Origin of the sequence: Streptomyces sp. NBC_01476, from assembly GCF_036227265.1 — a bacterium.
Classification (GTDB): Bacteria; Actinomycetota; Actinomycetes; order Streptomycetales; family Streptomycetaceae; genus Actinacidiphila.
In genome coordinates this window covers 5,189,968-5,215,682 of the sequence record NZ_CP109446.1, presented here as the reverse complement: position 1 = coordinate 5,215,682, position 25,715 = coordinate 5,189,968, and the positions used below count along the sequence as shown (strand labels likewise).

Below are 25,715 nucleotides of genomic sequence, written 5' to 3'. Positions count from 1 at the left end.
AGGGGCGCGAGGAACTGCGCGAGCAACCCCTCACCCGGCCGCACCCGGCAACGGGCCCCGCAGGGCAAGGGGAGGGCCGAAAAGAACCGCAGACCGGGGGACCGTCTACGCGCGTAGGCCGTGACAGGTTACCCTCGTGCGCGTGAACGCTTCCGTGAACCCCGACCCGTACGCCGCGGCCGACGCCGCTGCCGAACGCCTGCGCGAGCTGACCGGCGCCGAAACACACGACGTGGCCCTCGTCATGGGCTCGGGCTGGGTGCCCGCCGCCGACGGTCTCGGCGAGCCCGACCACGAGTTCCCGGTGACCGACCTCCCGGGGTTCCCGGCCCCCGCCGTCGCGGGCCACGCCGGCCAGGTGCGGTCCGTGAAGATCGGCGGGGTCCGCGCCCTGGTCTTCCTCGGCCGCACCCACCTCTACGAGGGCCGGGGCGTCGCCACCGTCGTGCACGGGGTACGCACCGCGATCGCCGCGGGCTGCAAGACCGTCGTCCTCACCAACGGCTGCGGCGGCCTGCGCCCCGGCTTCCGCCCGGGTCAGCCCGTCCTGATCAGCGACCACATCAACATGACCGCGACCTCGCCCATCGTCGGCGCGAACTTCGTGGACCTCACCGACCTCTACTCCCCGCGGCTGCGCGCGCTGTGCCGCGAGGTGGACCCCTCCCTCGAAGAGGGCGTCTACGTCCAGCTCCCCGGCCCGCACTACGAGACACCCGCCGAGATCGGCATGGTCCGGGCGATAGGCGGGGACCTCGTGGGCATGTCCACCGCACTGGAGGCCATCGCCGCCCGCGAGGCCGGCGCGGAGGTGCTGGGCCTGTCCCTCGTGACGAATCTGGCCGCCGGGATGACCGGTGAGCCGCTCAATCACGAAGAGGTCCTGGAGGCCGGCCGGGAGTCGGCGACCCGGATGGGCGCGCTGCTGGGCGAGGTGCTGGGGCGGCTCTGACCGCCAGGCGCCCGTTCGCGTCCGACGTCAGGTAAAGCACGGAGAGCTGGAGGAAGCGATGGCCGACGTACTCGCCCAGGTGCAGGCGTGGATCGCCGAGGACCCGGACCCGGAGACCCGCGGCGAACTGGAGACACTGCTGCGGGCGGCGGACGCGGGCGACACCGGCGCCACCGCGGAACTGGCCGAACGGTTCGCCGGGACGCTGGAGTTCGGCACCGCCGGCCTGCGCGGGGCGCTCGGCGGCGGCCCGATGCGGATGAACCGGGCCGTGGTGATCCGGGCCGCCGCCGGTCTGGCGGGGTACCTGCGGGCCCGGCAGGGCGAGTTGGTGGTCATCGGCTACGACGCCCGGCACAAGTCGTACGACTTCGCCCGGGACACCGCGGCCGTCATGGCCGGCGCCGGGCTGCGGGCCGCGCTGCTGCCGCGTCCGCTGCCGACTCCCGTACTCGCCTATGCCGTACGGCACTTGGGCGCCGACGCCGGTGTGATGGTGACCGCAAGCCACAACCCGCCGCAGGACAACGGCTACAAGGTCTACCTCGGGGACGGCTCGCAGATCGTGCCGCCCGCCGACGCGGAGATCGCCGCCGGGATCGCGGCCGTCGGCCCGCTGGCGGGGGTGCCGCTGGCCGAGGAGGGCTGGGACGTGCTCGGCGAGGACGTCCTGGCGGCGTATCTGACCCGGGCGGTCTCCGTCGTCGGGGCGGACAGCCCGCGGGAGGTGAACGTCGTCTACACCCCGATGCACGGTGTCGGCCTGGAGACGCTGACCGCGGCCTTCGCCCGGGCCGGCTTCCCCGCGCCGGTGCAGGTGGCCGAACAGGCCGCCCCCGACCCGGACTTCCCGACCGTCGCCTTCCCCAACCCGGAGGAGCCCGGGGCGATGGACCTGGCGTTCGCCACCGCGCGGGGCGCGGGTCCTGACATCGTGATCGCCAACGACCCGGACGCGGACCGCTGCGCCGCCGCCGTACCCGACCCGTCGGCCGCCGCGGGCTGGCGGATGCTGCGCGGCGACGAACTGGGCTCGCTGCTCGCCCTGCACCTCGTCCGTAACCGCGCCGTCGTGCCCGGGCGGGATGTCTTCGCGGCGAGCATCGTCTCCTCCTCGCTGCTGTCGAAGATCGCCGCCCGGGCGGGCCTGGCGTACCAGGACACGCTCACCGGCTTCAAGTGGATCGCCCGGGTGCCGGGCCTGCGCTACGGATACGAGGAAGCCCTCGGCTACTGCGTCGATCCGGACGGCGTCCGCGACAAGGACGGCATCACCGCGGCCCTGCTGATCGCCGAACTCGCCGCCGGGCTCAAGGCCGAGGGCCGGACCCCGGCCGACCTGCTGGACGACCTCGCGCTCAGCCACGGCCTGCACGCCACCGACCAGTTGGCGGCCCGGGTGGCCGATCTGTCGCTGATCGCCGACGCGATGGCCCGGCTGCGCGAGCACCCGCCGGCCGCGCTGGCCGGCCTCAAGATCGCCACCGCCGAGGACCTCTCGGCCGGTACCGCGGACCTTCCGCCGACCGACGGCCTGCGCTACCGCCTCCAAGGTGACGACGCACGCGGTATCGGCTCCGCCCGCGTCGTCGTCCGTCCCAGCGGCACCGAGCCCAAGATCAAGTGCTATCTCGAAGTCGTGGTCCCGGTCGCGGACGCCGCGGGGCTCCCGGCCGCGCGCGCCACGGCCGCGGACACGCTGGCCGCGGTCAAGGCCGACCTCGCCGCGGCCGCCGGCATCTGACCGCCGGCATCTGACCGCCGGGGAAGGGGGCCCCGGGCGTCGCAGCGGGCCGGCCGTCATCAGGCCAGGACGGCCGGCTTGAGGACTTCCTCGCACCACTGGCGGAAGCCGGTCGGGGTGGTGGCCCGCGCGGTGCGCGGCACGGCCGTGTCGATGCCCTCGTTCTTCGCCGCCATCATGTCGGCCATGCCCTGCGCCATCGCCTCGGACATCCCGTGTCCGGTCAGCGTGGCCTTGAACGCCTCGGTGGAGATCTGCTGGAAGCGCACGGGCTTGCCCAGGACCTCGGACATGATCCGGGCCATGTCGTTGGCGGACAGGTCCTCGGGGCCGAGGACGGGGACGCTCTCCTGTCCGGTCCAGGAGTCGTCGAGCAGCAGCTCGGCGGCGACGGCGGCGATGTCGCGGGTGGCGCAGGCCGGAAGCCTGAGGTCGCCGTCGAGCGGCGAGAAGAACGTGCCGGTGTTCCTGATCGGGTCCACCTGGTTGAGCAGGTTGTCCATGAACGAGGGCATCGTCAGCGCCCGGTAGTTCACGCCGGTGTCCGCGATCAGGTCGTCCATCGCCAGCGACGCCGTCACCAGCCCGGCGTTCCTGGCCGCGCCGCGGCCCAGGGCCGAGATCCCGACCACCCGCTGGACGCCCTGGCTCTTGAAGGCGTCGCAGGCCGGCCGGGTGAAGTCCAGATAGGCGCTCTCGACGCTGTCGGCGCGCGGGTCCGGTGGCGTCACCCACAGCACGCTGTCCGCGCCCGCGAACGCCTCGTCGACGACGCCGGGGTCACCGTGCGAGCCGGTCACGACCTCGACGCGTTCGCGTACGCGGGGGGAGAGCCGGGCGGGGTCGCGCACGATCACCCGGACCGGCTGCCCGCGGTCGCGGACGCCGAGGACGCGATCCAGGACCTGGCCGCCGATCAGGCCGGTGGGGGTGGTGATGACCATCATGGGACGGGTACCTCCGGGGAAACGGCGGCGGAAGGTGCCCGCCGCCTTCTCCGGTAACTCTGCGTCCCCGCGGCGGCACAGTCCAATACCTCTTCGTGAGCATTGATGCCCATGAGACATGAATGACCTGAGTGGCGGGCATCCCCCTCAGCCGAACCGGCCGTTGACGTAGTCCGACGTGCGCTGGTCCTGGGGGCGGTTGAACATCTCCTCGGTCGGGCCGTGCTCCACGATGACGCCGGGGGTGCCCTGTTCGGCGAGGAAGAACGCACAGGCGTCCGAAACGCGGGCCGCCTGCTGCATGTTGTGGGTGACGATGACGATGGTCACCTCCTGCGACAGCTCGCTGATGGTCTGCTCGATCCGCCGGGTCGACGTCGGGTCGAGCGCCGAGCACGGCTCGTCCATCAGCAGCACCCGCGGCCGTACCGCCAACGACCGTGCGATGCACAGGCGTTGCTGCTGGCCGCCGGAGAGCGCGCCGCCCGGCTGCCGCAGCCGGTCCTGGACCTCGCGCCACAGACCGGCCTTGGTCAGGCACTCCTCGACCAGGTCGTCCCGGCTGCCGCGGTCCGCCTTGACCCCGTTCATCCTCAGCCCGGCCAGCACGTTGTCGTAAATGCTCATCGCCGGGAAGGGGTTGGGCTTCTGGAAGACCATGCCGATCTCGCGGCGCGCGTGGGTGATGCGGCGCCCGCGGTCGTAGATGTCCTCGCCGTCGAGGAGCACCTGCCCGGCGAGCGAGGCGGCGGAGATGAGTTCGTGCATCCGGTTGAGGATGCGCAGGAAGGTGGACTTGCCGCAGCCGGACGGGCCGATGAGGGCGGTGACGGCTTGCGCGGGCATGGTCAGCGAGACGCGGTCCAGGACCTTGTGATCACCGAACCAGGCGGAGATCTCCTGGGCCTCCAGGGTGGCGGAGCGCGACGGCGCCGCGCCCGGCGGTTCGGCCGGGACGGCCGGGACGGCCGGCAGGACGACGGTCTCGTCGGTGGCAGACATCGGCTGGTGTTTCCCCTCGGGTGGTGGCGGTTCAGAGCAGGTTGGGCAGCAGCCCGGTGGCCGCCCCGGAGAGCGCGACGACGATCGCGGTGAGCACCGGCAGCCCGCAGATCCAGGTCTGCCAGCGGCCCCAGCGGCGGAAGGTCCAGGTGAGCACGGCGGTCGCGGCGAGCAGTGCCTGCAGCCAGAGCATCACCGGCAGCCACGCCGACGCGTCGCCGGCCAGCGGCTGTTCGGCCGCGTCGATGCCGCCGCCGGCCGCGGGAGCCGGTTGTGCGGGCCCGACCAGTCCGGCGTCCACCCGCAGCACGCCGCTCGGCGTGTAAAGGCTGCCGGTCGCGGTCATCAGCAGCAGCCGGCCCTGCCCGCCTGTGGGCAGGGCCGGCACCGGGTCGCCGGCCCTGCGGACGCCGGTGACCCGGTACTTCTGCTGCCCCTGGCCGGTGGTGACGGTGATCTCGTCGCCGGCGCGCAGTTCGTGAAGGTGCTGGAACGGGCCGCCGTATCCCCACTGGCGGCCCATGATCACGCTGACGCCGGGCTGGCCTGGCAGCGGGGTGTCCCTGCGGTGTCCGGGCCCCGCGGTGAGCACCCCGGACGAGGTGCCCTGGAAGACCACTTCGCGCAGGCCGATGGACGGGATGTGCAGCACCGCCACCGGGGCACCGGCCGGCACCGCCCTGCCGTTGTCGTCCAGGCGGCCCACCGGGGCGGTGCCCAGGGCGAGTTCGGCGCGCAGCCGGTCGTAGCCGTGCCGCTGGGTGCGGGCGTGCTCCACCTGGCCGAGCAGGGTGAGGTTGACGGCGAAGCCGAGCAGCAGCGCCGCCAGTACGGTCAGGGCCGCGCCCGGGACGACGAACCGCGGATCGCCGCCGCGGCGGGGCGGCTTCGCCGGCTCGGGCGGCGGCTGCCAGGGGTCCCCCGCGGCCTCGCGGGGCGGTGAGAGTACGGCCACGGGTGGGCTCCTCAGCGCGAATCGGTTGCAGGGGTACGAGGTGGGGTCGCCGGGGGCGGGCGGTGTGCTCGGGCCGCCCCGCCCCCGGCAGCCCGCGCGGGGTCAGTCGCGCGGGGTGGGACCGAAGCTGAGCAGCTTGCCGTCGCGGCGCACCCGGTGGACGGCGTAGCCGCCGACCCCGGCGAGCAGCAGGGCGAGCCCGCTCAGCGGGAGGATGCCGCCGGCGCCGGTGGCCGCGAGCGGGCCGGTGCCGCCGCCGGAGGTGCCGCCCGCGGTGGAGCCGCCGGACGAGAGCTCTCCGGAGCCGCCGGACGAACCGGTACCGCCGGAGCCGCCGCCGGTGTCCGTACCACCCGAGTCGGCGCCGCCGGTGTCCGTACCGCCGGTGTCGGTGCCCCCGCTGTCCGTACCGCCCGCGTCACTTCCCCCGGTGTCCGTACCGCCCGTGTCGGTACCGCCGGTGTCCGTGCCCCCGGTGGTGCTCTCGTCCGCGCCGACCGTGAACGCGAAGCTCTCGCTGATCGCGCTGGTGCGGCCCTTGAAGGTCAGCGCGTGGCTGCCGTCGGTCACCGAACCCGGCACCGTGTAGGCGAAGGTGCCGACCGTGCCCTGCGAGTCGGCGGTGGCGGTGTCCGGGGTGGCCGCCGCGCCGTCCAGGGTGACGTCGACCGGCTCGCTGTCGGTCCCGGACGCGGCGGGCAGGAAGCCGGCCACGGTGAGCGTGATCCGCTGACCGGCCGTCAGGACGGGCTTGTCCTGCAGGTCGTTGCCCGTGTCGTCGAGCGCGGTGATCAGCGGTTCGTCCACGAAGGCGTAGTTCGCGGTGCCGGTCCCCTGGGCGAACGCGGTGGCGTCGTCGGCGGTGAACACCGCTGTGTACGTCCGTACGATCGGTACGGCCTGGGCGAGCACATGGATGGCCGCCGTACCGTTCACCACCGGGACGATCTCGTGCCGTGGCTCCGGTGAGGTGTTGCTCAGCACGGGGGTGCTGCCGTCGACGAAGAACTCCACCTTGCCGGTCGCGGCGGCCGGGCTGACCTTGGCGGTGAGGGTGAACTCCTGGCTCACCTGTCCGTGGCCGGCCGGGTCGGCGGTGACGTCCACGGTGGTCGCCGTCGGGGGCGTGACCTCCTTCACCGCCCAGGTGCTGCCCGTGACGGTGATGAAGGTCTGGAAGGTGGGGCGGTCGGGGTAGGTCTCCGGGTCCGCGGAGTGGCAGACCACGACCAGCGGGTAGGTGCCGTCCTGGGCCACGCCCGGCCCGCCGTCGAAGGCCTGCTCGATCGAGTTGACCTGGGTGAAGTCGTCGGAGACGGCGGGTACTTGGGCGGTGAAGGGCCCGGTGCTGTAGGGCGCGCCGTCCATCAGGTCCCAGACGACGTCACCGACTCCCCCGTCGTCGAAGACGAGCCCCGCCTCGATGCTGTCCTGGTAGTGCTCGGGGCACGCCTGGGAGACGGTGATCGAGCTGAACGGCTGGTCGTCGGCGATGTTTCCGCCGGCGGGTGAGAGGGTCACGGTGCCCGGGAGGGTGTCGGCGTGCACCGGTCCCGCGCTGCTGAGAGCCACCGCGCCCAGACCCAGGATCAGTGCCGGCACACTCAGCAGCGCGGCGTGCAGTCTTCGTTTCATTTCTCCTCGTCCCCTCGGGGATGTGGCGGGGGTGTCACGGCGGCAGCCGGGCACCTGGAGGGCGCCCGGCCGGACGTGCTTTCTGTGCGGGTCAGCCGCGTGCCGGGGTCACTTCGTGGTGAAGCCGAAGGACACCTGGACGAAGCTGCTGAGACCCGTGAGGGTCAGCTGGTGGGCGCCGCCGGCGATGAGCCGCGGCACGGTCAGGTCGTAGCCGGTGACCGATCCCTGGGCGTCGGTCGTCACCGGGGCGAAGAGCGCGAGGGCGTTGCTGACGAAGGGCAGGACCTTCTCGCCGGGTCCCGGCAGGAAGCCCTGTGCGGAGACCGTGATGTGCTGGCCGGGCACCAACTGCGGTTTGGCGCCAAGGGTGTTGCCGGCGGCGTCGGTGACCTGGACGGCGGGCGCGTTGGTGTACGCGTAGCGGAAGACGGTCACGTCCTGCGCGTCGGCGATCGGGTCGGCCGGCAGGAAGGTGGCGACATAGGTGCGTACGGTGGCCGCGACCTCGACCGGCGCCTGCACGGTGGCCTTGCCGTCGGTCACCGGGACCGGGTCCCCGATCGGGTTGGTGCCGTCGGTGGTGAACTGGACGCTGCCGGCCACGCGCGGGCTGACCTTGGCGGTCAGCGTGACGGCCTGGCCGAACCGGGCGTGGTTCGCGGGGGCGGCGGTGAGCGTCAGGTCGGTGACGGCCGGCGCCGGGAGGTTCTTGACCTGGAAGGTGTCACCGGTGACCCGGATGAAACCGGTGGACGTCGGACGCTCCGGGTGGTCGGCCTGGTCGGCGTTGCCGCAGACGACGTGGACCGGGTAGACGCCGTCGGCGACGGGCGCGCCGGCGATGTCGAAGGCGTCGGCGATCGAGTTCACGAAGGTGGTGCCGTCCGAGACCGCGGGGATCCGCGCGGTGACGGACCTGCCGCTGAACGGGGCTCCCGCGGTGACGCCGAACGCCACGCTGGTCTCCCGTCCGTCGGGGAGGACCACGAAGACGCTGAGGTTGTCCTGGTAGCCGGCCGGGCATGCCGTGTCGACCGAGACCTGGCTGAACGGCGAGCCGTCGGTGATGCTGCTGCTGCGGGCGGTGAGCGTGACCTTGGGCCCGGCCTGCTGGTGGGTCGCGGTCTGCGCGCTCGCGGTGCCGGTCGCGGTGACGACGGCCCCTGTGCCCAGGAACAATGCCAGCGCGCCGACCAGCACGCCGTGCAGTCTTCGGTTCATCTCAGTGCTCTCCAAGGGGAGTTGATAGTGCGCGGTGGGTGTACGGCGGGGGGTGCGGCCGGGCACCCGAGGTGGGTGCCCGGCCCGGCGGGCTGGTCGCTCCGCCGTGGTGGTGCGGTGCGGGGCCTCAGACCGCGAGAGCCCGCGGGAGACCGGTCAGGAGTTGCCCTTGATGGTGATGACGCCGCAGTTGGCGACCTGGGCGAAGCCGAACTTCTCGATGATCGTGCCGCTCGCCGGGGTGCAGAGCTTGGCGACGCGGCTCTGGTTCGACTCGCCCGGCTGGACGGCGACGAAGGTGTTGCGGATGTCGGTCTCGGTCAGCCGGCTGGTCCGGAAGACGTTGTAGACCTCGCGGGTGACCGGGAAGGCGGTGTTCAGCGTGCTGGTGGCGGTCTCCGGCTGGGTGCCGTTGACCGTCTGCAGGACCGCGGTGCCGCGGCGGTCCTGCACACCGGTGGTCGCGTGGTTGGTCTGCGCGATGTAGGACGCGATGGAGAACGGCATGAGGTCGCCCGCCCGCTGGAGCGCGGTGCCGTTGTGCTCCTGGACGGAGGTGCCGTCCGCGGCCACGTCGCTCACGCACGGCGCCAGGCTGCTGTCGCTCAGGCCCAGCGTGGCCTCCCAGAACTTCCGGGTGCCGGAACCGACCTGCGGCAGCAGCGGGTGGATCTCGACGCCGCCTACCGCCGGGAAGGTGCCCGCGGGGGTGCTGCCGTCGGTGTTCTTGCACTTGTAGAGGTTCGTCACCTCGGCCAGCGAGAGGGTGCCGCCGTTGAGCGCGCTGCTGCTGCGCACCGCGTAGGTCACCGCGTCCAGCGCGTACGGGATGAAGGTCAGGTTGGTGCCCACGGTCGACGGGCCGTTCGAGGAGCGCGCGAAGTCCACGTCCAGGGCGGCGGTGTCGCCGATCAGGGTGGAGATGCCGGCGCCCGATCCGTCCGGACGCGCGATCGCGGCGTGGCCGGACCGGGTGACGATGGTGTCGTGCAGCGGGTGGGCGGGATCGCCCGGGACGTAGCCGGGGTTGGTGGCGTTGTAGGACGCCACCAGCAGGTTGCTCGGGGTGTGGTTCGGGTCCGTGATCGTCTCGGCCAGGCCGTTCATCACGTCCTGCGTGGTGTCAGAACCCACGCCGACCAGCTGACGGAAGGTGTTCGGGGACGTCGGGTCGGCCTGCGCCGGGGAGATCATCAGGCCGACACTGAGCGCCGCGATACCGCCGGCAACCGCCGCCCGCTTGGCGATTTTCACGTTCACTTGCTTTCCTCCGTGGTGAGGCGGATGGAATTCCAGGTGTGACGTGCCGAGGGAATTCTGGAATTCCGGAATTCCCTCCTTCTGTTTCCGTCCGATGTTCCGGACAGTGAATATCCTGCCGACGGCCGCAAGACGGGGCAACCAAAATCATCTCTCCCGAAAAGTGAACAAGGGGCATTCACCGATCGCCTCGAATTTCCTTCCAGGGGGCGCGTAGGGACCCGCGGGGGAACAGGGAACCGCCCGCCGCGCGCAGGGTGCCGGCGCGCATCAGCAAGGGGCCGACCAGGGAGCCGGCGATGCCCGTGACGAGGACGATCAGCAGGACCCAGCGGACCGCGCCCAGGAACAGGCCCGGGGTGGTGCCGCCGCCGGCCGCGACGGTGCGCGCCTGCGGTGCCGCGGCCGGGCCGCCGCCGGCCGCCGCCGCGGCAGCGGCGGTACGGGAGGCGGCGGGCGTGGGCGTGCCGGCGGGGCCGGCGCCCGGCGGGGCGCCGCCGGACGTGCCGCCTGCGGTGGCGGAGCCGGGGCCGCCCGCCAGGTCACCGGCCGGGCCCCCGCCGGAGCCGCCGGCCGTGCCCGGCCCGTCAGGGCCGGTGGTGGGCGGCGCACCCGCGATCAGCTGGGCGGCGGTGGCCAGCGCCTGGTCCCGCAGGCCGGCCGGCAGCGGCGCGTAGCCGGGCGGGAGCAGGCCGAGCCCGATACCGGGCCGCTGGCCGGGGCCGGCCGCGTACCGGATCATCGTCGCGTAGTCGGTCCGGGAGGCGGCGTCCAGGCCGGTGGAGGCCGCCGCGTACGTGACGCTGGTCAGCGGGTACGCGCCGGGTGTCGTCAGGCCCGGGTCCGCGTCCAGCACGCCCGCGACCTTGCCCGGCTTCATCGCGGCCACCGCCTTCGTCAGGCTGTCGGCGGTGGGTGCGACGAACTGGCCGGCGGGGTTGAGGAGTTCGGCGGTGCCCAGCCGGTAGCGGGCGGCGGTGGCGGAGTCGGTCACGCCGAGCATGAAGCGGTTGCCCGGCAACTGCGCGGCGGAGACCGCTTTCGGCGGCACCGCCAGCGGGTCCACCGTCGAGGTGCCCGTGTTGTTCGCCCGGCGGACCCGGACCGCGTCGTCCTGCAGGTCCTGGCCGGGCGGATTCAGCCCGACCGCGGTGATCAGGATGTCCGGGTACTGCGCGATCGGCGTCCAGGTCGTCGGGTCGGGCTTGGGGTACTCCGCCAGCGCGCCGCTGCTCGGCTTCAGCGCCAGGAAATTGGCGTTGATCCTCATGCCCCACGGGTCCGCCGCGCCGCTGAGGAAACTCCGCGCGTCGGGGTCGGAGCGCAGCCACCGCCACAGCTGGGCCGCGGTGTCGGACGGGCTCTGCGGGACGCCGAGGCCAGGGCCGCAGCCCTGCGGATCGGCCGCGAAATCCGGGTTGAGTTTCTGGAACTCCGGATCCTTGAGGAGATCGTACGCATTCTCCTTCGGCAGTTTTCCGCGGACCGTCTGGGTGTTCGGCCCCGGCAGATCGCACTGATAGGACTGCGTGAGCATTTTCGCCACCAGCCGCGCGTTCAGCCGGATCCGCGGAATTTGCGCGGAGGAGCCGGACACCTCGGCGTTGTAGCCGATGACAAGCCCGGAGACCGCCACCGGGGCGTGCAGCACCGGCGGTCCGCCGGGCGGCTGCTCGACCGGTGACTCGATGAGGGCGAGCCCGGCGGAGCCCTCGGCCGGGTGCACGATCTGGTCCCGGGTGAAGTCCTCGGACTGCTTGACGTACCCGAAGGTGATCTTGTCGTCGGTGCAGAGCGTGGGCTGCCAGGACGTCATGGCCTCGCTTGCCATCTCCGAGCCCATCGTCTGCCGCTCGGCCTGGCCGATCGGGCAGTAGGAGCCGATCGGCAGGAAGTCCAGCCGGAAGACGATCCGCTGCGCCCAGTTGCTCGCGGCCAGCGGCGAGGTGGCGAGCTGCCGGGCGGTCGTGGCCGGCGCCCCGTCCGGGTCGTGGGTGCCCCGGGGCACCACGACCAGCCAGCACGGCTCGGGCTGTTCGGCGGCGTCGGCGACCGCCCCGCAGCCGAGGCTGTCGGACTCGGCCGCCGACTCCAGCTGGAAGACCGCCTCGCCGGTGCCCTGGCTGCCGGTGCTGCTGAACGGCTGCTCGTTGGTGGTCAGAGGCGCGATGTACGTCGCCAGCTCCTGGGACGATCGCGCGGTGTCGCCGTTCACCGTGGTGAAGGGGACATAGCCGCGGGTCGGCCCGTCGGCGGGGTACTGCGTCTCCCGGGCGTCGTAGAAGTCGGTGGGGTCCCCGGCGGCGAAGCCGGCCTGCCGGGTGGCGGCCTGGGTCAGCCCGCCGGAGGCCGAACTGCCGCCGTAGACGCAGTGCTCGCGGTCGGGGCCGTTCGGGGAGTCGCCCCAGCACTGCATGATCTGGACGTAGTTGCCGGCGAACTGGGTGCCGTTGCCGTTGAAGGTCGGTGCGGCGCCTTTCCACGACACCAGCACGCCCTGCCCGCGCAGGTTCTTCGTCTGCTCGACCGTCACCCGCAGCCCGGAGAAGTCGTCGTACGGCCCCTTCGTACCGGACGTGGTGACCGACGACCCGCTGTCGGCGTGCGCGGTGCCGCCGGCCGGGGCCGGGAGCAGCACCAGGCCGACCGCGGCGAGCACCGCCGCCGCGGTCCCGCCGAGCCGGACCAGGACCCCGCGGCCGCCGCGGGATGCGTTACGCGCGCCCATCACGTTTCCCCGTCCTGCCCAGCCTGCGGGCGATGGTGGGCGGGGCCACGACGACCGCGAGCAGCAGCAGCGCCGACAGCCCCATCAGCCAGGTCCGCAGGCCCCAGAAGGGGTCGTCGCCGACCGGGACACTGGAGGCGACGATGTCCTGGCCGCCCGTACCGGTGCCGCCCGCGTCGCCCACCGGCAGGCCGGTGTCGGGGTCGACGCCGCCTGCCGTGCCGCCGGCCGCCGCGGTGCCGGGGGTGCCGCCACCGGTCGTGCTGCCCGCGGTGGCGCTGCCGGAGGTGCCGGAGCCGCTGCCGCCCGGGGAGCCCGTCGTACCCGGAGTGCCGCCGGAGGTGGCCGCGTTGGGGGCGCCGCCGGTCGTGGTGCCGGCCGCGGTGCCGCCGGCCGTGCCGTTCGCGGCGGGCTTCACCGGTGTGGGCTGCTTCACCGCGCCGCCGGTACCGGCCGTGCACTGCGTCGGCCCCTGCCTGTCGCAGGCCGGCGGCCGGGGCGCGTTCTTGGCCAGGGTGTTCGTACCGTCGCTGGAGAAGGTCGGGTTGTGGCAGCCCTGGATGTTGATGTTCTGGACCGCCACCCCCGGCACCCGTCTCAGCTGTTCGAAGCCGGCCTGCACCAGATTGATCGGCAGGGGCGAGAACCCCAGTGGCTGGGCCTGGCGTTGGCCCTCGCACAGGAAGTAGTAGCCGAAAGCGCCGAGCGTCTTCCCCTTCGCGGGAGTGACCGGTGCTTCCGTCGTGGTCGGCAGGATCATGTAGCTGTAGCTGGACAGCGGATACACCCGCGGGTCCCGGTAGGTGTAGACCTTGTCGAGGATCTGCGTCAGGTACTGCGTGGAGTTCTTGTTCTGGTTGATCTCCGCCTGGGTCAGCGCCACCGCCACATTGGCCGCGGTCGGTTCGGTGTAGTAACCGTCCGCGTTCAGCACCTTGGCGACCGGGAAACCGGTGGTGACCGCGTAGGAGTACTCGACGTAGGTGATGGCGCCCTCGGCGTAGTCCTGCCGGGTGTAGCCGGAGACCCCGAGCGACCCGGACTGCGCGATGAAGCCGGAGCCGGGGATCACCGGGTAGTACGAGGTCAGCCCGCACGGGGTGGGCTTGCCCAGCCGCTCGCAGTAGTCGTTCCACAAGGCGCCCTGCTGCTTGGACATCCAGAGCGTGAACTGGGCGGTGGTGCCGGAGCCGTCGGAGCGGACCACCGGGATGATCTTCCGGTCGGGCAGCGTCAGCCCGGGGTTGTCGGCCGCGATCTGCCGGTCGTTCCAGCGGGTGATTTTGCCGGTGAAGATCTTGGCCAGCGTGCTCCCGCCCAGCCGCAGGTTGGTGACCCGCCGGTTGCCGATCTTCAGGTTGTACATGAAGGAGGTGCCGCCGGCCACGATCGGCATATAGGCGTAGCCGCGCTGCGGCGGCGCCTCGCGCACCCCGAACTCCGTCATGCCGTAAGGGATTTCGGAGACCGCGAAGTCCACCGTGCCATGGGCGAACTGCTGCCGGCCGTCGGAGGATCCGGTGCCCGCGTAGTCGATGGTCATCCCGTACTGGGTGACATTGCGCCGCCACTGGTCGATGGCGTTCTGGCTCCAGGTAGAGCCGGCGCCGCTGATCCGGGTGTAGGTGTCCGCGTGGGCGGGCCCCTGGCCGAGGACCAGCAGCGAGGTCAGCAGCACGGCGAGGGCTGCCGCCGCTGCTCGAATCCTTCTCACGATCCGTCAACTCCCTGTTCGGGTACGTGCGTCGAGGTGGCGGGCGCGGCATGCGTCACGCCGGCGGGCCGGGCGTGCGGCGAGCCGGCGAGCCTGGCGTGCCGCAGGGCGTAGCGGCGCTGGTCCCGGCGGGAGGCGACCACCCTGCGGTGGGTCCCGCGGCGGGTCAGCTCACCCGGACCGCGGCCGCCGATCAGCCGGGCGATCACGAAGAGCACAAGCACCAGCACCAGCAGCACCGCCGCCGCCCCGAAACCGCGGGCGATCATGGTGGGCTGGGGGGACTTGATGAACTCGAAGGTGGCCAGCGGCAGCGAGACCATCGGGTTGTGCGCGGGGCTGTAGTTGGTGACGGCGGTGTACCCGGCGGTGAGCAGCACTGGCGAGGTCTCCCCCACCCCGCGGGCGGTGCCGAGGATCACCGCGGTGGTCAGCCCGGACCTGGCGGTCGGCAGCACCACGTGCCACACCGTCCGCCAGCGCGACGACCCCAGCGCGTACGACGCCTCCCGCAGCGTGCCGGGCACCAGCCGGATCACCACGTCGGAGGCGCGGATGATGATCGGCAGCATCATCACCGAGATGGCGAGCGACGCGGCGAAGCCGGACTTCTCCAGACCCAGCGCCAGGATCGCGGTGGCGTAGATGAACAGGCCCGCCACGATCGACGGCAGCGCGGTCATCGCCTCGACCACGGTCCGTACGAAGCGGGCGTAGCGGCCCGGCACCTCGTTGAGGAACACCGCGCAGAGCAGGCCCGCGGGCACGGTGAGCACCAGCGCGATGGAGATCTGGATCAGCGTGCCGAGCGCCGCGTGGCGGATGCCGCCGACGGTCAGCGGGTCCAGCGGGCCGGCCTTCTTCATGTCCTGGGTGAAGAAGTTGAGATGCGGCAGCGCCCTGCGGCCCGACCACATGGTGTAGACGATCACGAAGGCCAGCGCGACCAGCAGCAGCACCGCCAGGCTGTGCACGACCACCGACGCGATCTTGTCCCGTACCGCGGGGCCGTCCTCGTCGAAGGAGACCAGCAGCGCGTAGAGCGCCAGGAAGAGCGCGTAGGCGACGGCGAAGAAGCCGAGGCCGCCGCTGAAGGGCGCGATCCGGGCGAAGAAGAGCCAGGTCAGCGCGAGCGACGCGGCCCCCGCCCCGCATACCGCGAACAGGTCGGTGCGGCGCAGCGCGGTGGTGGAGCGGCGCCGTTCTGGGGCGCGCTCGCCGGCGGTCCGCGGCAGCGTGGTGGCGGGCCGCGGTGGAGGCCCGTCGTCGGGCGGGTGTACGGCGATGGCGTCCGTGGTCATGCGCAGGTGGCTCCTTGGCTGGGCGGTACGGCGGCGGGGCTCACTCGGCGGTGGCGCCGGAACGGCTGCGGGCGACGATCGAGGAGGCGGCGAAGTTGACCACCAGCGTCATCAGGAAGAGCGCGAGGCCGGCCGCCATCAGGGCGGACATGCCGAACTTGGTGGCCTCGCCGTAGCGCAGTGCGATCAGCGAGGAGACCGAACTGGTGCCGCTCTGCAGGATGTGCGGCTGGATGGCGAACACCGGCGAGATGACCAGGTAGACGCCGATGGTCTCGCCGAGTGCCCGGCCCAGGCCGAGCATGGTGCCGCCGATCATGCCGCCCTTGCCGTACGGCAGGACGACCGAGCGGATCATGCCCCAGCGGGTGGCGCCGAGCGCGTAGGCGCCCTCCCGCTCGCCGACCGGGGCCTGGGAGAAGACCTCGCGGATGATCGAGGCGATGATCGGCGTGACCATCATCGCGACCACGATGCCGGCCACGAAGGTGGAGGCGGTGTAGACGGTGGCGCTGGCCAGCGGGTCGTGCGGGTCGGCGCCGTCCACCCTGAAGAGCGGGAACCAGCCGGCGTAGGTGGACAGCCAGCGGGCCAGGCCGATCACCTTGCCCTGCAGGAAGAACAGCCCCCACAGGCCGTAGACCACCGACGGCACCGCGGCCATCAGGTCCACCCCGCTGATCAGCGTGCGGCGCAGGCGGGGCGGCGCGTACTCGGAGATGTAGAGCGCGGTGCCGATCGCCAGCGGTACGGAGATCACCACGGCGACCCCGGCGATCAGTACGGTGCCGGTGATGACCGCGGCGATGCCGAAGTGCCCGGCGTCCGGCTCCCAGGCGGCGGTGGTGAGGAAACCCAGGCCCGCGCTGCGCAGCGCCTGCCAGGCCCGGTACAGCAGAAAGCCGCCGACCAGCAGCATCACCGCGAGCACCAGCCCGCCGCCCCCGCGGGCGACCCCCCGGAAGACCCGGTCCGGCAGCCCGGAGTCGCCGTACAGCCGCCGCGGGCGGTCAGGTGCGGGACCGGTGCCCGGCGCGGATCCGGTGCCCGGCGCGGGGCCGGCGGCGGGTGGCGGGTCGGCGCCCTTGTCCGGTCCGGCGGCCCGTGCCCGTGTTCGCATCGTCACACGACGAACGCTCACGGTGCGCCATGGCCGCGCCCGCACACACATGTGAACGACAGCACCCGTAGGGGCAACTTCCGTTCACCCCCGCTTCCCCGACCCCCACGCGCCGCGCACATCCCGGCTACGCGGCGGGTGCCGTAGGACGGAGGTGAACTCCGTCCTACGGCACCCCATGCGCGGCGACGTGACGCGGATCGAGCGGAACCCGCGCGGCAGCGGGACGCGCGCCGGTCAGCCCGGCGGGACCCGAACCGCAGCGGCGGACCCAGGCGGGTCGGTCGGCGGCCGGACCGGGCTCGTAGGTCCCACCGGAACCGATCCGCGGCGGTGGCCGGACCCGGGGGTCAGTCCGTGTCGCCCCACGGAAGGGCGTCGGCTTCCCGGAAGCCGAGGAGCAGGACGCGGAACCTCTCGTATGCCGCCTGGCACGTCGAATGGCGTTCGTACGCTCGCGCGGACACCGCCTGGACCTGCCCGTCGGCGTCCCGTAACCGCCAGATCCAGCCGTTGGACTCGGCGGCGTGCTGGACGCCGCCGGCCAGCCGTTCCGACTCCTCGCAGAGCGCCTCGAACGCGGCCCGGCAGGACTTGTCGTCCGGATACGTCTCCGCGCCGAGGGCGATCACCCGCCCGTTGTTGGCGGTCAGCCGCCACGCGAACCAGCCGTTCTCCTCAATGTCGATCTGGCACCGGCTCCCGACCGCCCCGGAGCCCTCATCCGCCGCTCGGCCCATACCGCATCCCCGCCCCTGGTGACACCGTTGTCGCGGCGTTCGTCCCCCATGGCCGCACGCGCCGCAGATCGTGCAGCACGAGGCAATGTAGGGCGCAAACAAGTGGTAAAGCGGTGCCTCACAGCGGGCCCATGGGATCCTTCACCGCGAAGTTGCCCCTCGTTCACGGCCGGTCACAGGTCGTTATGGGAGTGCCGCCGGCCAGGGGCCAGGTTGCCCGCGGGCCGGGCCGCGCGGGCCGTGCGGCGGCGCCCTATCGTGGGACGCGTGCCAACCGTCGACATCGTGCAGCTCCTGGTCTCACCGCTGCACCGCTACGAGGGCCGCCCGGCCGACGGCCCGGTCCCGGTGGACGGCGACGAACTGGTGGCCCGGATCGAGATCCGGCGGGAGCTGGGCATCGTCGGGGACCGTTACTTCGCCAGGCCCGCGCACCGCAACGCCGCGATCACCCTGATGGCCGCGGAGAACCTGCCGGTGGACATCGACCCGGCCGCCGACCTTCGCCAGACCCGCCGCAACGTACTGCTGCGGGGGGTCGACATCGACGCGTACATCGGCTCGACCGTCTCACTGGACAGCGGCGAGGGCCCCGTCCTCCTCGCCCTGCGCCGCGCGGCCCGCCCGTGCGCCTGGATGGACACGACCATCGGCCCGGGCGCCCAACGCGCCCTCCGCGGCAAAGGCGGCGTCCGCTGCACCCCCCACTCCGACGGCACCCTCACCCTGGGCCCAGCCGTCTTCACGGTCCTCCCGCACTGACCGGCGCGGCTGCCCGACCGGCGCTCTTCACAATCCGGCCCGACCGCCTCATCCGCACCCCTAGCGGTCCTCACCGAACCGGCCCGGCGCCCCGGAGGCGCCAAGCAAAACGGCCATATCGACCGCAGCGATTTCCGAAAAAGCATGTACGGACGACATCTGATGATTTCCTCCCCACAAGCCACCTGCCGGGACGAAAAATGCTTGCACCCTGACACCAACGGCCTCGAAGGGACGGTGATCGAGGTAGCGCAGACCGCCGGGGCCACAGAGATACGTAGTCGCTCCCGTGACCGCTGCGAGGTCGGCGAGCCGCTGCGATCGCTCGCGGCGGGCCGGGAGCCGACTGCTGCGAATGATCTCGCCCCGCCAGCCGAGCAGTTCGAGGAGAACCCGAGTGGAGTTCTCCGCCACAACACCGGTCCGGTCGGAGCCGGCGAAACCCTCGAGTACGCGGTCCAGAACGGTGCTGATCTGCTGCCAATGGCGGCTGCGGCGGTAGCAGTGGCGGATCGCCCGGTCGGTCTGGTCGCGGCTGCGTCGCGGGTCGGCCAGCCGGGCGTCGCGGATCAACGTGGCCCGACCGTCCGGGAGATGGGTGGCCAGGCTCAGCCAGTGCGCCAGGTCGGGTCGGCCGGGTGGGGCGATGCGGGCGCGGTGCTGGTAGTCGCGGCGGGCGAACTGGACGTCGTCAAGGACAATCCAGTAGTCCGCCGCGAAGAGCTTCGCCAGCGTGCTGAGCCGGGGCAGGAAGTTGGGCTGGTGGATCGCGCAGACCCTTCCCAACCGCGGGAGTAGGTCAGCTGAGGAGGCGGCTGGTGAAGCCGTCGCGGACAAGGACCTGGTAGGCGTCATGCACATCCTCCGGGATTTCCTGCTCGACGGCGAAGCCGAGCTTCGGATACTCGATCACCCGCTGCAGGTCCCCCACCAGCATCTCGGCGACCCTGCGTTCGTCGCCCATGCCCTTGAGGTAGTCGTTGAAGTCGATCGGCTGGGAAGCGCACACGATCTCGACTTCGGGCCAGACCTTGCGGGCCGTGGCAGAGGCGCGACGTTCCATGTAGGGCATCGCGATCAGCATCAGCGTGGTCGGCCGGATGCCGGCCTGGGCCATGACCTCGCGGGAGAGGGTGATGTTCTGGCCGGTGTTGGTGGCATTCGGCTCGACGAGGATCGCCTCGGCCGGGACGCCGAGTTCAACGGCGTACTCGCGGAAGTGGATCGCCTCGCCGCGCGGGAAGCGCTCCGGGGCGGTGGGGTTCGGGCCGCCAGAGAAAACAAGGGTCGGGAAGAGGCCGGCGCGGAACAGCTCGGCGCTGTAGGCGGGCACGCCAAGGTCATGGCTGCCCAGGGCGATGGCCGCGTCGCAGGGACGGAGCTGGTGGTGCATCTGGTGGTAGTCCCAGATCAGCTGGGCCTGCTCGCGCTGCTGGTCGGTCAGGCCGGGCTGGTCGTCGTGCCTCACGCGCTCTCCCTGGTCACCGTCGCCGGGGGCTGGGCCGTCCCCGGAATGAGGTCCTGATGCCCTCGATGGCGCGGAGCTGGTGGCTGAGGCCGAACTGGGCCGCCACCCCTGCCGTGTGGTCGAGGACACGCAGACCATCATCTACGGTCGCCTGGTCGGAGAGCAGAATGTGCCCGTGCGCGGTGTCGAGGCGCACGCGCTGCATCGGGGTGTCGGTGGTGCCGGTCGTGCGGGCGGTGTCGATGAACTGCAGGGCACGGGTGAGGTCACCGGAGCCGCGGTAGGCCAGGGCCAGCTTCTGCTGGGCGACAGACCAGTCGTCGGGCTCGGCGAGGTCCTCGAAGTCGCGGCTCGCGGCGAGCATGACGCGGGTCGCGTAGTCCTGGTTGCCGTCCTTGCTGAGCGCGGTCCCGACCCACAACTGGGCACGGGCGCGGTCGCGGCGCGAGAGTCGCTCGTCGACAGCGAGGGCTTCATAGCGGTGAGCGGCAGCGTCCAGCTTGCCGGACATCTCGGCAACGACGGCCTGCGAAAGCTCGATCTGTGCGATCCGGCGGGGGATGTCGAGCTGGGTGAAGATCTGGCGGCCCTTGGCGTACGCGCTCTGTGCGGACATGGGTCCGAGGAGCACGCCCTGGTCGCGGTACAGGTCGGCCTCCAGGACGGCGGTGCGGCCGAGCAGGTACAGCCCGCGGTCGTCGAGTTCGCCGACCGGCCGGCGGGCGCTCCAGCGAGTGAGCAGGCTCTGGGCAAAGCCGAAGTTCTGCCGGTTGAGCGCCACGGCGGAGCGCTCCAGATCCTCGCTCCAGGTCTCGTACTCCCACAGGCGCGGACCTGCCGCCGTGACCCGCAGCGCTTGGCCCGTGGTCTGGCCGGCCTCGGAAAGCAGCACGTCGAAACGTATGTGGACGGCCGGGTCAGCCCGGGCGAGCGCGGTGTCGAGGATGGCCTGGTTGTCCGGGTAGGGCTCGGTCGCTGCTCGATACTTCTCCCACTTGGCGACTGTGCGCGGTGCGACGCCCAGGTGCTCGGCGAAACCCCGCACGCTCATCCGCAAGGCGGCTCGCAGAGCAGCAGCTTGAAGCCCAGTCCAACGGTGCACCGTGGCCACGTCGTTGCCTCCCTTCGCACACAGGTAAGCACTGCGGACGCACGCGGTGCGGCGGAAGTGCACCGGAAGTGCAACAGGCGGTCATTCCCGCACCGGCCGGTCAGCGGCAGGCTCAAGACGTCCGCTTCCGGGCATCCTGACTCTTACGGTGAAGGACGGTCTGCCCCATGGCACTGCTCACCGAGCATCGCCTGATCAACGGCCCCGTCGTCTACGGGTTCCTGCACCTGGCCAAGGCACCCGCCGGACGCGCCACGCCACCACCACCTCACCGACCTTTGACGTGCGTGTCGCCATCGACCAGGACGGGCTGGCCCTCGCGGTCCACGACCGCCAGCCGCATCAACCGGTCGCGCTCTCCGAGCCCCACGCCGACGACAGCGGTGGGTGAGGTCTGGGCCCATCCGCATCACTTCACCTTCCACCCCGCTTCGAGGAGACCCAGTGACCACCATCGTCGAGCAGCCCACCACCAGCCGCCCGTGGGGTGCCGGCCGCCTCGCGCCCTACCCGACCGCCATGCGGCGCCCGCACGCCACGGTCAGCATCGACCCTGACACGCAGCTCGGCGTGTTCCGGGACAGTGCCGGCCTGGTGGTCGAGATGGGCGCGCACGGCACCAGCAAGGGCACCGAGACCTCGACCACCACGAACTCGGACTCCAAGAACGACCAGGGCCACGACCAGGACTCCGAGCAGGACTGACGCCATGACCCAGGAGAAGCCGGTCCTGGTGGCAACCGAGGCGGACGACCTGACCGCCGACATGGTGATCACCGAGCTCAACCGGCGGAGCGTGCCGGTGGTCAGGTTCAACCCCGCGGACATCGGCGCCGGCCTGACGGTCTCGGCTCGGTTCGGCACCTGCCCGGCCCCGGTGGTCGGGCAGGTGCGTACCCCGTCGAGGACCGCCGACCTGACCCGCGTCCGAGCGGTGTACTGGCGCCGCCCCGAATGGCCCGCCTTCTCCCACCTGGAGCCGGACAACGCCCGGTTCGCGGCTGCGCAGGTCCGCTACGGACTCGGAGGCAGCCTCTACGCCCTGGACGGCCCGCTCTGGGTCAATCACCCGCTGCGCATCGCCGCCGCCGACTACAAACCCGCGCAACTCGCCCTCGCACAACGGCTCGGCCTTGCCGTGCCGCCCACTCTGGTGACCAACGACCCGGACGAGGCACGAGAGTTCATCAGCGCCCACGATGAAGTGCTCTACAAGACCCTGCGGTGGACCCCGTACGTACGCAGCGGGGTCCCGGTGACCGGGTGGACGGAGCCAGTCACGGCCGCCGAGATCGACGACAGCGTGCGTGTGGCGCCGCACCTGTTCCAGGCCCGTGTGGACAAGGCTGCCGACCTCCGGGTTCTGGTGGTCGGTCGGCACACGTTCGCCATACGCATCGAATCCGACCTGCTGGACTGGCGCAAGGACTACAGCGCCCTCACCTACGCCGTGGACCACCTGCCCGACCGGGTGAACTCGGCGCTGCTCGCCTACCTGGAGCGCCTGGGACTGGTATCGGGGAGCTTCGACCTCGTCGTGGACCGGACGGGGGACTACTGGTGGCTGGAGCTGAACCCGAACGGCCAGTGGGCATGGCTGGAGACGGAAACCGGCCTCCCGATGTCCGCCGCCTTCGCCGACTTGCTCACACAAGGAGATGGCTCATGAACGACTCCGCCCCCGAGCGCCGCCGCCTCGCCGCACGGTTGGCGCAGAACGGCGTTCTCACGTCCCCGTGGCTGTGCTCGGCCGTCGAGGCCGTACCGCGCGAGCTGTTTCTTCACCCCGGTGTGTTCCTCGACGAAGGCAGCACCTGGCGCCCCGTCACCGCGGCCGACACCGACCCGGCCGAGTGGCTGAAGACCGCGTACAGATACGACACCCTCACCACCCAGCTCGACGGACACCTCACCGCCGACCAGGCCAGTGACCCTGTGCAGGGCGTGCCCACGTCTTCTTCCACCGCCCCCGCCACAGTGGTCGGCATGATCGAGAGCCTCGGCCTGCAGGCCGGACATCGCGTGCTGGAGATCGGCACGGGCACCGGCTACTCCGCGGCTCTGATGTGCCACTGCCTCGGTGCGGACAACGTGACCACGGTCGAAGTCGACCCGGACGTGGCGCAGCGGGCGGACGCCGCGCTGGAAAGGGCGGGGTTCTGGACGTGGACCGTCACCGGGGACGGCCTCCTCGGCTGTCCCCGAAACGCGCCGTACGACCGCGTGATCGCCACCTGTGCCGTCCGCCGCATCCCCCACACCTGGGTCCGGCAGACCAAGCCTGGCGGCATCATCCTGAGCACCCTGGGCTCCTGGCCGTACGGAACCGGCCTGGCCAAGGTCACCGTCGACGACAACGGCAACGCCGAGGGGCGGATCATCGGCCGGTCCTCGTTCATGCAGGCGCGTGCCCAAGCCGTGGTGCCGGTGGCCGGTGACCTTTCCGCTCGGACGGCCTACACGGACAGCGAGAGGGGGACGAGGGTACCTCCCACGATGCTGGACGACTGGATGCCCGCCTTCCTCGCCCAGCTCGCCGTCCCCAGGGCACAGCTCGTCCGTGCGGCGCGGAGCGACGGGACCAAGCTTCTGTACCTCTTCGACCCGGAGCGCGAGTCCTTCGCCCAGTTCACCGCCGACGGCGACAGTTGGACGGTGCGGCAGGGCGGCCCCGTCGCCCTGTGGGACGACATCGAGGAGGCCCTCGTCGCCTGGCAGCACGCGGGCAGCCCCGACGTCGACACCGTGCAACTCCGCGTCACCCCCGGCTCCCACACGTACTGGATCGACGGCAACCCGTCACTGTGCTGGGAGCACCGCCTCGCCTGAACTCCGACGAGACGGCTGACCGCCACAACGGCTGAACGACGCCCTCCAGGAGAGCCGTGCGCACGCGCGCATGGCCGCCGCCCACGCCACCGCGATCCGTCCGTGCCCCGGTCGTGCAGAGCCCGCGTACCAGGGGTCCCGGTCAAGGGCCTGATGAGCGGGCCCCTGCCACGCGTCCACCGCCCGCGGCGAGGGCACCGGAAGCGCCGGGCCAGCGGCGCCGGGCGGGCACGCGCCGGTCGGCGTGCCGCGATCACGGGCCGGGGCGGCCCGGGGCTTCGCGGGGTCCCTCCGAGGGGTCAGGTTGTCAGGAGGACGATCAGCAGGACCGCGCCCGCCACCGCCGGGGCGATCACCTCGTAGCACCAGCGGATCACCGGCTCGGGGCGCGGCTCGCCCTCGGCCACCTCGTGCTGGTCGGAGAGCTCGTTCAGCTCGGCCACCGCCCGGTCGGACCAGGCCCGTACTTCCTCGCCGCCGGTGGCCGGCTGGGTCGGGCGGGCGGTGCGGCGCCGGCCCGGGACGCCGAACGGCTCCTCGCCGGAGCGGGCCCGTTCGGTCTGCTTGATCGCCCGCTTCCGGGCCCGTACCGATACCGGGATCGACCAGAGCTGGAACTTGCGCCCCCCCGCGAAGAGCTCGGTGGAGTACGAGGAGCGGATCCGGTCCACCGCGGCCCACGGCATCGTGATCGTACGGAACGGGTTCCGGATCCGGATCCGCTCGGCGCCGGCGAAGACCGCGGGCCGCACCGTGAAGGCGGCGACCAGCGGGATCGCCATCAGCAGCGCGGCCAGCGCCAGCCACGGCGTCTGCCCGTTCCCCCTGATCACCGCGTCCCCGCCCAGCCACAGCGCGAGCACGATCAGCACCGCACCGGAGATGAACCCGGCCGTCGACCGGTAGACGCGGTCCGCGTACTGCGGGCGCCCGGACGGGTCCGTGGTCTGCCGGCCGGTACGTTCCTGGTGGGAGCTCCTCATGTCTTCGATTCTGCCTGACCCCACCGGCCCCCTTCGCCCCGACCCGATTGCGGTCCGGTTCCGTTTTGCGGACACCGCACCCCGGCCCCGGTGCGGTACGGGCCGGGGGTGGTGGTCCCCTACGCGCGTAGATATGGTGGTGTGGTGACCATGTCTTCTGCGTCCCCGGTGTCCTCGGCGCCGTCGCCGGTGTCCACGGCGCCGTCCCCGTCCTCCCCGGCCCCCACCTCCGCCCCCGCCCCGGCCCCCTCCGTCGTCCCCGCGTACGCCGCCGACGCCCCGGGCCGGCTGGCCGGCTTCGCCGACGCCACCGCGTCCGCGAACGCGCTGCGCCGCTTCCTGCACGGACTGCCCGGGGTCGACGCCGTCGGGCTCGAAGCCCGCGCGGCCGGCCTCGGCACCCGGTCGGTCAAGACCACCGCGAAGGCGTACGCCATCGACCTCGCCATCTCGATGATCGACCTGACCACCCTGGAAGGCGCCGACACCGCGGGCAAGGTCCGCGCGCTGTGCGCGAAGGGCATGCACCCGGATCCCACCGACCCCGGCACCCCCCGGGTCGCCGCGATCTGCGTCTACTCCGACATGGTGGCCGTGGCCAAGGAGGCACTGGCCGGCAGCGGCATCCAGGTCGCCTCGGTCGCCACCGCCTTCCCGTCCGGCCGCGCGGCCCACAGCGTCAAGCTCGCGGACACCGCCGAGGCGGTCGCGGCCGGCGCCGACGAGATCGACATGGTCATCGACCGCGGTGCCTTCCTCTCCGGCCGCTACATGGACGTCTTCGAGGAGATCCAGGCGGTCAAGGAGGCGTGTGCCCGGCCCGACGGGTCCCGCGCCCACCTCAAGGTGATCTTCGAGAACGGCGAACTGGCCACGTACGACAACATCCGCCGCTGCTCCTGGCTGGCGATGCTGGCCGGCGCCGACTTCATCAAGACCTCCACTGGGAAGGTGGCGGTCAACGCCACCGTGCCCAGCACCCTGCTGATGCTGGAGGCGGTCCGCGACTTCCGGGACGCGACCGGCGTCCAGGTCGGGGTGAAGCCGGCCGGCGGCATCCGCACCTCGAAGGACGCCATCAAGTACCTGGTGGTGGTGAACGAGACCGCGGGCGACGACTGGCTCTCCCCCGACTGGTTCCGCTTCGGCGCCTCCAGCCTGCTCAACGATCTGCTGATGCAGCGTCAGAAGCTCAGCACCGGCCGGTACTCCGGTCCCGATTACGTCACGGTGGACTGAA

General features: G+C 72.0%; 22 protein-coding genes. 7 read left to right on the top strand and 15 right to left on the bottom strand.

What is annotated here, in order from left to right:
- Nucleotides 1-142 precede the first annotated feature (142 nt).
- Both OG552_RS22870 and OG552_RS22865 read left to right on the top strand, forming a co-directional pair.
- Nucleotides 143-952, top strand: a complete 810-nt coding sequence (locus OG552_RS22870) for a purine-nucleoside phosphorylase (RefSeq protein WP_329135821.1) — start codon at nucleotides 143-145, stop codon at nucleotides 950-952.
- Nucleotides 953-1,010: 58 nt separating this feature from the next.
- Nucleotides 1,011-2,696, top strand: coding sequence for a phospho-sugar mutase (locus tag OG552_RS22865; RefSeq protein ID WP_329135819.1), 1,686 nt, complete (start codon nucleotides 1,011-1,013; stop codon nucleotides 2,694-2,696).
- 59 nt (nucleotides 2,697-2,755) lie between these two features.
- On the opposite strand, the gene OG552_RS22860 is transcribed toward OG552_RS22865, so the two are convergent.
- From OG552_RS22860 to OG552_RS22810, 11 genes are all read right to left on the bottom strand, one after another.
- Nucleotides 2,756-3,643: an NmrA family NAD(P)-binding protein gene (locus OG552_RS22860; protein WP_329135818.1), complete on the bottom strand. Its 888-nt coding sequence runs from the start codon at nucleotides 3,641-3,643 to the stop codon at nucleotides 2,756-2,758.
- A gap of 147 nt (nucleotides 3,644-3,790) precedes the next feature.
- Nucleotides 3,791-4,645, bottom strand: coding sequence for a phosphate ABC transporter ATP-binding protein PstB (pstB, locus tag OG552_RS22855; RefSeq protein WP_329135816.1), 855 nt, complete (start codon nucleotides 4,643-4,645; stop codon nucleotides 3,791-3,793).
- A 31-nt stretch (nucleotides 4,646-4,676) separates the two neighbouring features.
- The gene (locus OG552_RS22850; protein ID WP_329135813.1) at nucleotides 4,677-5,600 is read right to left on the bottom strand and encodes a sortase; all 924 of its coding nucleotides are present in this window, start codon (nucleotides 5,598-5,600) and stop codon (nucleotides 4,677-4,679) included.
- Nucleotides 5,601-5,702: 102 nt separating this feature from the next.
- Entirely contained in the window at nucleotides 5,703-7,235 is a 1,533-nt protein-coding gene (locus tag OG552_RS22845) for a hypothetical protein (RefSeq protein ID WP_329135811.1), read from the bottom strand.
- A gap of 108 nt (nucleotides 7,236-7,343) precedes the next feature.
- The gene (locus tag OG552_RS22840) at nucleotides 7,344-8,459 is read right to left on the bottom strand and encodes a hypothetical protein (RefSeq protein ID WP_329135809.1); all 1,116 of its coding nucleotides are present in this window, start codon (nucleotides 8,457-8,459) and stop codon (nucleotides 7,344-7,346) included.
- A gap of 156 nt (nucleotides 8,460-8,615) precedes the next feature.
- A complete protein-coding gene (locus OG552_RS22835) occupies nucleotides 8,616-9,719 on the bottom strand; it encodes a hypothetical protein (RefSeq protein ID WP_329135807.1) in 1,104 nt (367 codons plus the stop codon).
- A gap of 178 nt (nucleotides 9,720-9,897) precedes the next feature.
- Complete coding sequence (locus tag OG552_RS22830) at nucleotides 9,898-12,447, bottom strand: hypothetical protein (protein ID WP_329135805.1); 2,550 nt, start codon at nucleotides 12,445-12,447, stop codon at nucleotides 9,898-9,900.
- The gene (locus OG552_RS22825; protein WP_329135803.1) at nucleotides 12,434-14,161 is read right to left on the bottom strand and encodes a phosphate ABC transporter substrate-binding protein PstS; all 1,728 of its coding nucleotides are present in this window, start codon (nucleotides 14,159-14,161) and stop codon (nucleotides 12,434-12,436) included. The genes OG552_RS22830 and OG552_RS22825 overlap by 14 nt, the downstream gene beginning before the upstream one ends.
- Nucleotides 14,158-15,462 (bottom strand): phosphate ABC transporter permease PstA, encoded by a 1,305-nt coding sequence (gene pstA, locus OG552_RS22820; RefSeq protein ID WP_329135802.1) that lies wholly within the window; start codon nucleotides 15,460-15,462, stop codon nucleotides 14,158-14,160. The genes OG552_RS22825 and pstA overlap by 4 nt, the downstream gene beginning before the upstream one ends.
- A gap of 40 nt (nucleotides 15,463-15,502) precedes the next feature.
- Nucleotides 15,503-16,582 (bottom strand): phosphate ABC transporter permease subunit PstC, encoded by a 1,080-nt coding sequence (gene pstC, locus OG552_RS22815; RefSeq protein WP_329141016.1) that lies wholly within the window; start codon nucleotides 16,580-16,582, stop codon nucleotides 15,503-15,505.
- Nucleotides 16,583-16,932: 350 nt separating this feature from the next.
- Nucleotides 16,933-17,322, bottom strand: coding sequence for a DUF1508 domain-containing protein (locus OG552_RS22810; protein ID WP_329135800.1), 390 nt, complete (start codon nucleotides 17,320-17,322; stop codon nucleotides 16,933-16,935).
- 267 nt (nucleotides 17,323-17,589) lie between these two features.
- Here OG552_RS22810 and OG552_RS22805 point away from each other — a divergent pair, with 267 nt between their 5' ends.
- Nucleotides 17,590-18,084 carry a molybdenum cofactor biosysynthesis protein gene (locus OG552_RS22805; RefSeq protein ID WP_329135798.1) on the top strand — a complete coding sequence of 165 codons (495 nt, stop codon included), beginning with the start codon at nucleotides 17,590-17,592 and terminating at the stop codon, nucleotides 18,082-18,084.
- Nucleotides 18,085-18,144: 60 nt separating this feature from the next.
- Here OG552_RS22805 and OG552_RS22800 read toward each other — a convergent pair whose 3' ends face one another.
- Genes OG552_RS22800 through OG552_RS22790 form a run of 3 tightly spaced genes read right to left on the bottom strand, consistent with a single transcriptional unit; the run spans nucleotide 18,145 to nucleotide 20,663 of the window.
- Nucleotides 18,145-18,870 (bottom strand): WbqC family protein, encoded by a 726-nt coding sequence (locus OG552_RS22800; protein WP_329135796.1) that lies wholly within the window; start codon nucleotides 18,868-18,870, stop codon nucleotides 18,145-18,147.
- A gap of 13 nt (nucleotides 18,871-18,883) precedes the next feature.
- Nucleotides 18,884-19,552: a YdcF family protein gene (locus OG552_RS22795; RefSeq protein ID WP_329135793.1), complete on the bottom strand. Its 669-nt coding sequence runs from the start codon at nucleotides 19,550-19,552 to the stop codon at nucleotides 18,884-18,886.
- Between the two features lie 13 nt (nucleotides 19,553-19,565).
- Nucleotides 19,566-20,663, bottom strand: coding sequence for a hypothetical protein (locus OG552_RS22790; protein ID WP_329135791.1), 1,098 nt, complete (start codon nucleotides 20,661-20,663; stop codon nucleotides 19,566-19,568).
- A 444-nt stretch (nucleotides 20,664-21,107) separates the two neighbouring features.
- Between OG552_RS22790 and tgmA the strand changes: the two genes are divergently transcribed.
- The 3 genes from tgmA to tgmC are packed head-to-tail and all read left to right on the top strand — an operon-like array spanning nucleotide 21,108 to nucleotide 23,492.
- Nucleotides 21,108-21,368, top strand: coding sequence for a putative ATP-grasp-modified RiPP (gene tgmA, locus OG552_RS22785; RefSeq protein ID WP_329135789.1), 261 nt, complete (start codon nucleotides 21,108-21,110; stop codon nucleotides 21,366-21,368).
- 4 nt (nucleotides 21,369-21,372) lie between these two features.
- Entirely contained in the window at nucleotides 21,373-22,332 is a 960-nt protein-coding gene (gene tgmB, locus OG552_RS22780; protein ID WP_329135787.1) for an ATP-grasp ribosomal peptide maturase, read from the top strand.
- The gene (gene tgmC, locus OG552_RS22775) at nucleotides 22,329-23,492 is read left to right on the top strand and encodes an ATP-grasp peptide maturase system methyltransferase (protein WP_329135785.1); all 1,164 of its coding nucleotides are present in this window, start codon (nucleotides 22,329-22,331) and stop codon (nucleotides 23,490-23,492) included. Before tgmB ends, tgmC begins: the two co-directional genes overlap by 4 nt.
- Before the next feature lie 299 nt (nucleotides 23,493-23,791).
- Here the strand turns inward: tgmC and OG552_RS22770 are convergent, their stop codons facing one another.
- Nucleotides 23,792-24,475: a PH domain-containing protein gene (locus tag OG552_RS22770; protein WP_329135783.1), complete on the bottom strand. Its 684-nt coding sequence runs from the start codon at nucleotides 24,473-24,475 to the stop codon at nucleotides 23,792-23,794.
- A 150-nt stretch (nucleotides 24,476-24,625) separates the two neighbouring features.
- Between OG552_RS22770 and deoC the strand changes: the two genes are divergently transcribed.
- A complete protein-coding gene (gene deoC / locus OG552_RS22765; protein ID WP_443071182.1) occupies nucleotides 24,626-25,714 on the top strand; it encodes a deoxyribose-phosphate aldolase in 1,089 nt (362 codons plus the stop codon).
- The last annotated feature ends 1 nt before the right edge of the window (nucleotide 25,715 follow it).

What these genes read in the sequence shown, in the direction of transcription:
- OG552_RS22865 (WP_329135819.1), top strand. Translation starts at nt 1,011, where the DNA reads ATGGCCGACGTACTCGCCCAGGTGCAGGCGTGGATCGCCGAGGACCCG.
- OG552_RS22860 (WP_329135818.1), bottom strand. Translation starts at nt 3,643, where the DNA reads ATGATGGTCATCACCACCCCCACCGGCCTGATCGGCGGCCAGGTCCTG.
- pstB (WP_329135816.1), bottom strand. Translation starts at nt 4,645, where the DNA reads ATGTCTGCCACCGACGAGACCGTCGTCCTGCCGGCCGTCCCGGCCGTC.
- OG552_RS22845 (WP_329135811.1), bottom strand. Translation starts at nt 7,235, where the DNA reads ATGAAACGAAGACTGCACGCCGCGCTGCTGAGTGTGCCGGCACTGATC.
- OG552_RS22840 (WP_329135809.1), bottom strand. Translation starts at nt 8,459, where the DNA reads ATGAACCGAAGACTGCACGGCGTGCTGGTCGGCGCGCTGGCATTGTTC.
- OG552_RS22830 (WP_329135805.1), bottom strand. Translation starts at nt 12,447, where the DNA reads ATGGGCGCGCGTAACGCATCCCGCGGCGGCCGCGGGGTCCTGGTCCGG.
- pstA (WP_329135802.1), bottom strand. Translation starts at nt 15,462, where the DNA reads ATGACCACGGACGCCATCGCCGTACACCCGCCCGACGACGGGCCTCCA.
- pstC (WP_329141016.1), bottom strand. Translation starts at nt 16,582, where the DNA reads ATGCGAACACGGGCACGGGCCGCCGGACCGGACAAGGGCGCCGACCCG.
- OG552_RS22810 (WP_329135800.1), bottom strand. Translation starts at nt 17,322, where the DNA reads ATGGGCCGAGCGGCGGATGAGGGCTCCGGGGCGGTCGGGAGCCGGTGC.
- tgmB (WP_329135787.1), top strand. Translation starts at nt 21,373, where the DNA reads ATGACCCAGGAGAAGCCGGTCCTGGTGGCAACCGAGGCGGACGACCTG.
- tgmC (WP_329135785.1), top strand. Translation starts at nt 22,329, where the DNA reads ATGAACGACTCCGCCCCCGAGCGCCGCCGCCTCGCCGCACGGTTGGCG.
- OG552_RS22770 (WP_329135783.1), bottom strand. Translation starts at nt 24,475, where the DNA reads ATGAGGAGCTCCCACCAGGAACGTACCGGCCGGCAGACCACGGACCCG.
- deoC (WP_443071182.1), top strand. Translation starts at nt 24,626, where the DNA reads ATGTCTTCTGCGTCCCCGGTGTCCTCGGCGCCGTCGCCGGTGTCCACG.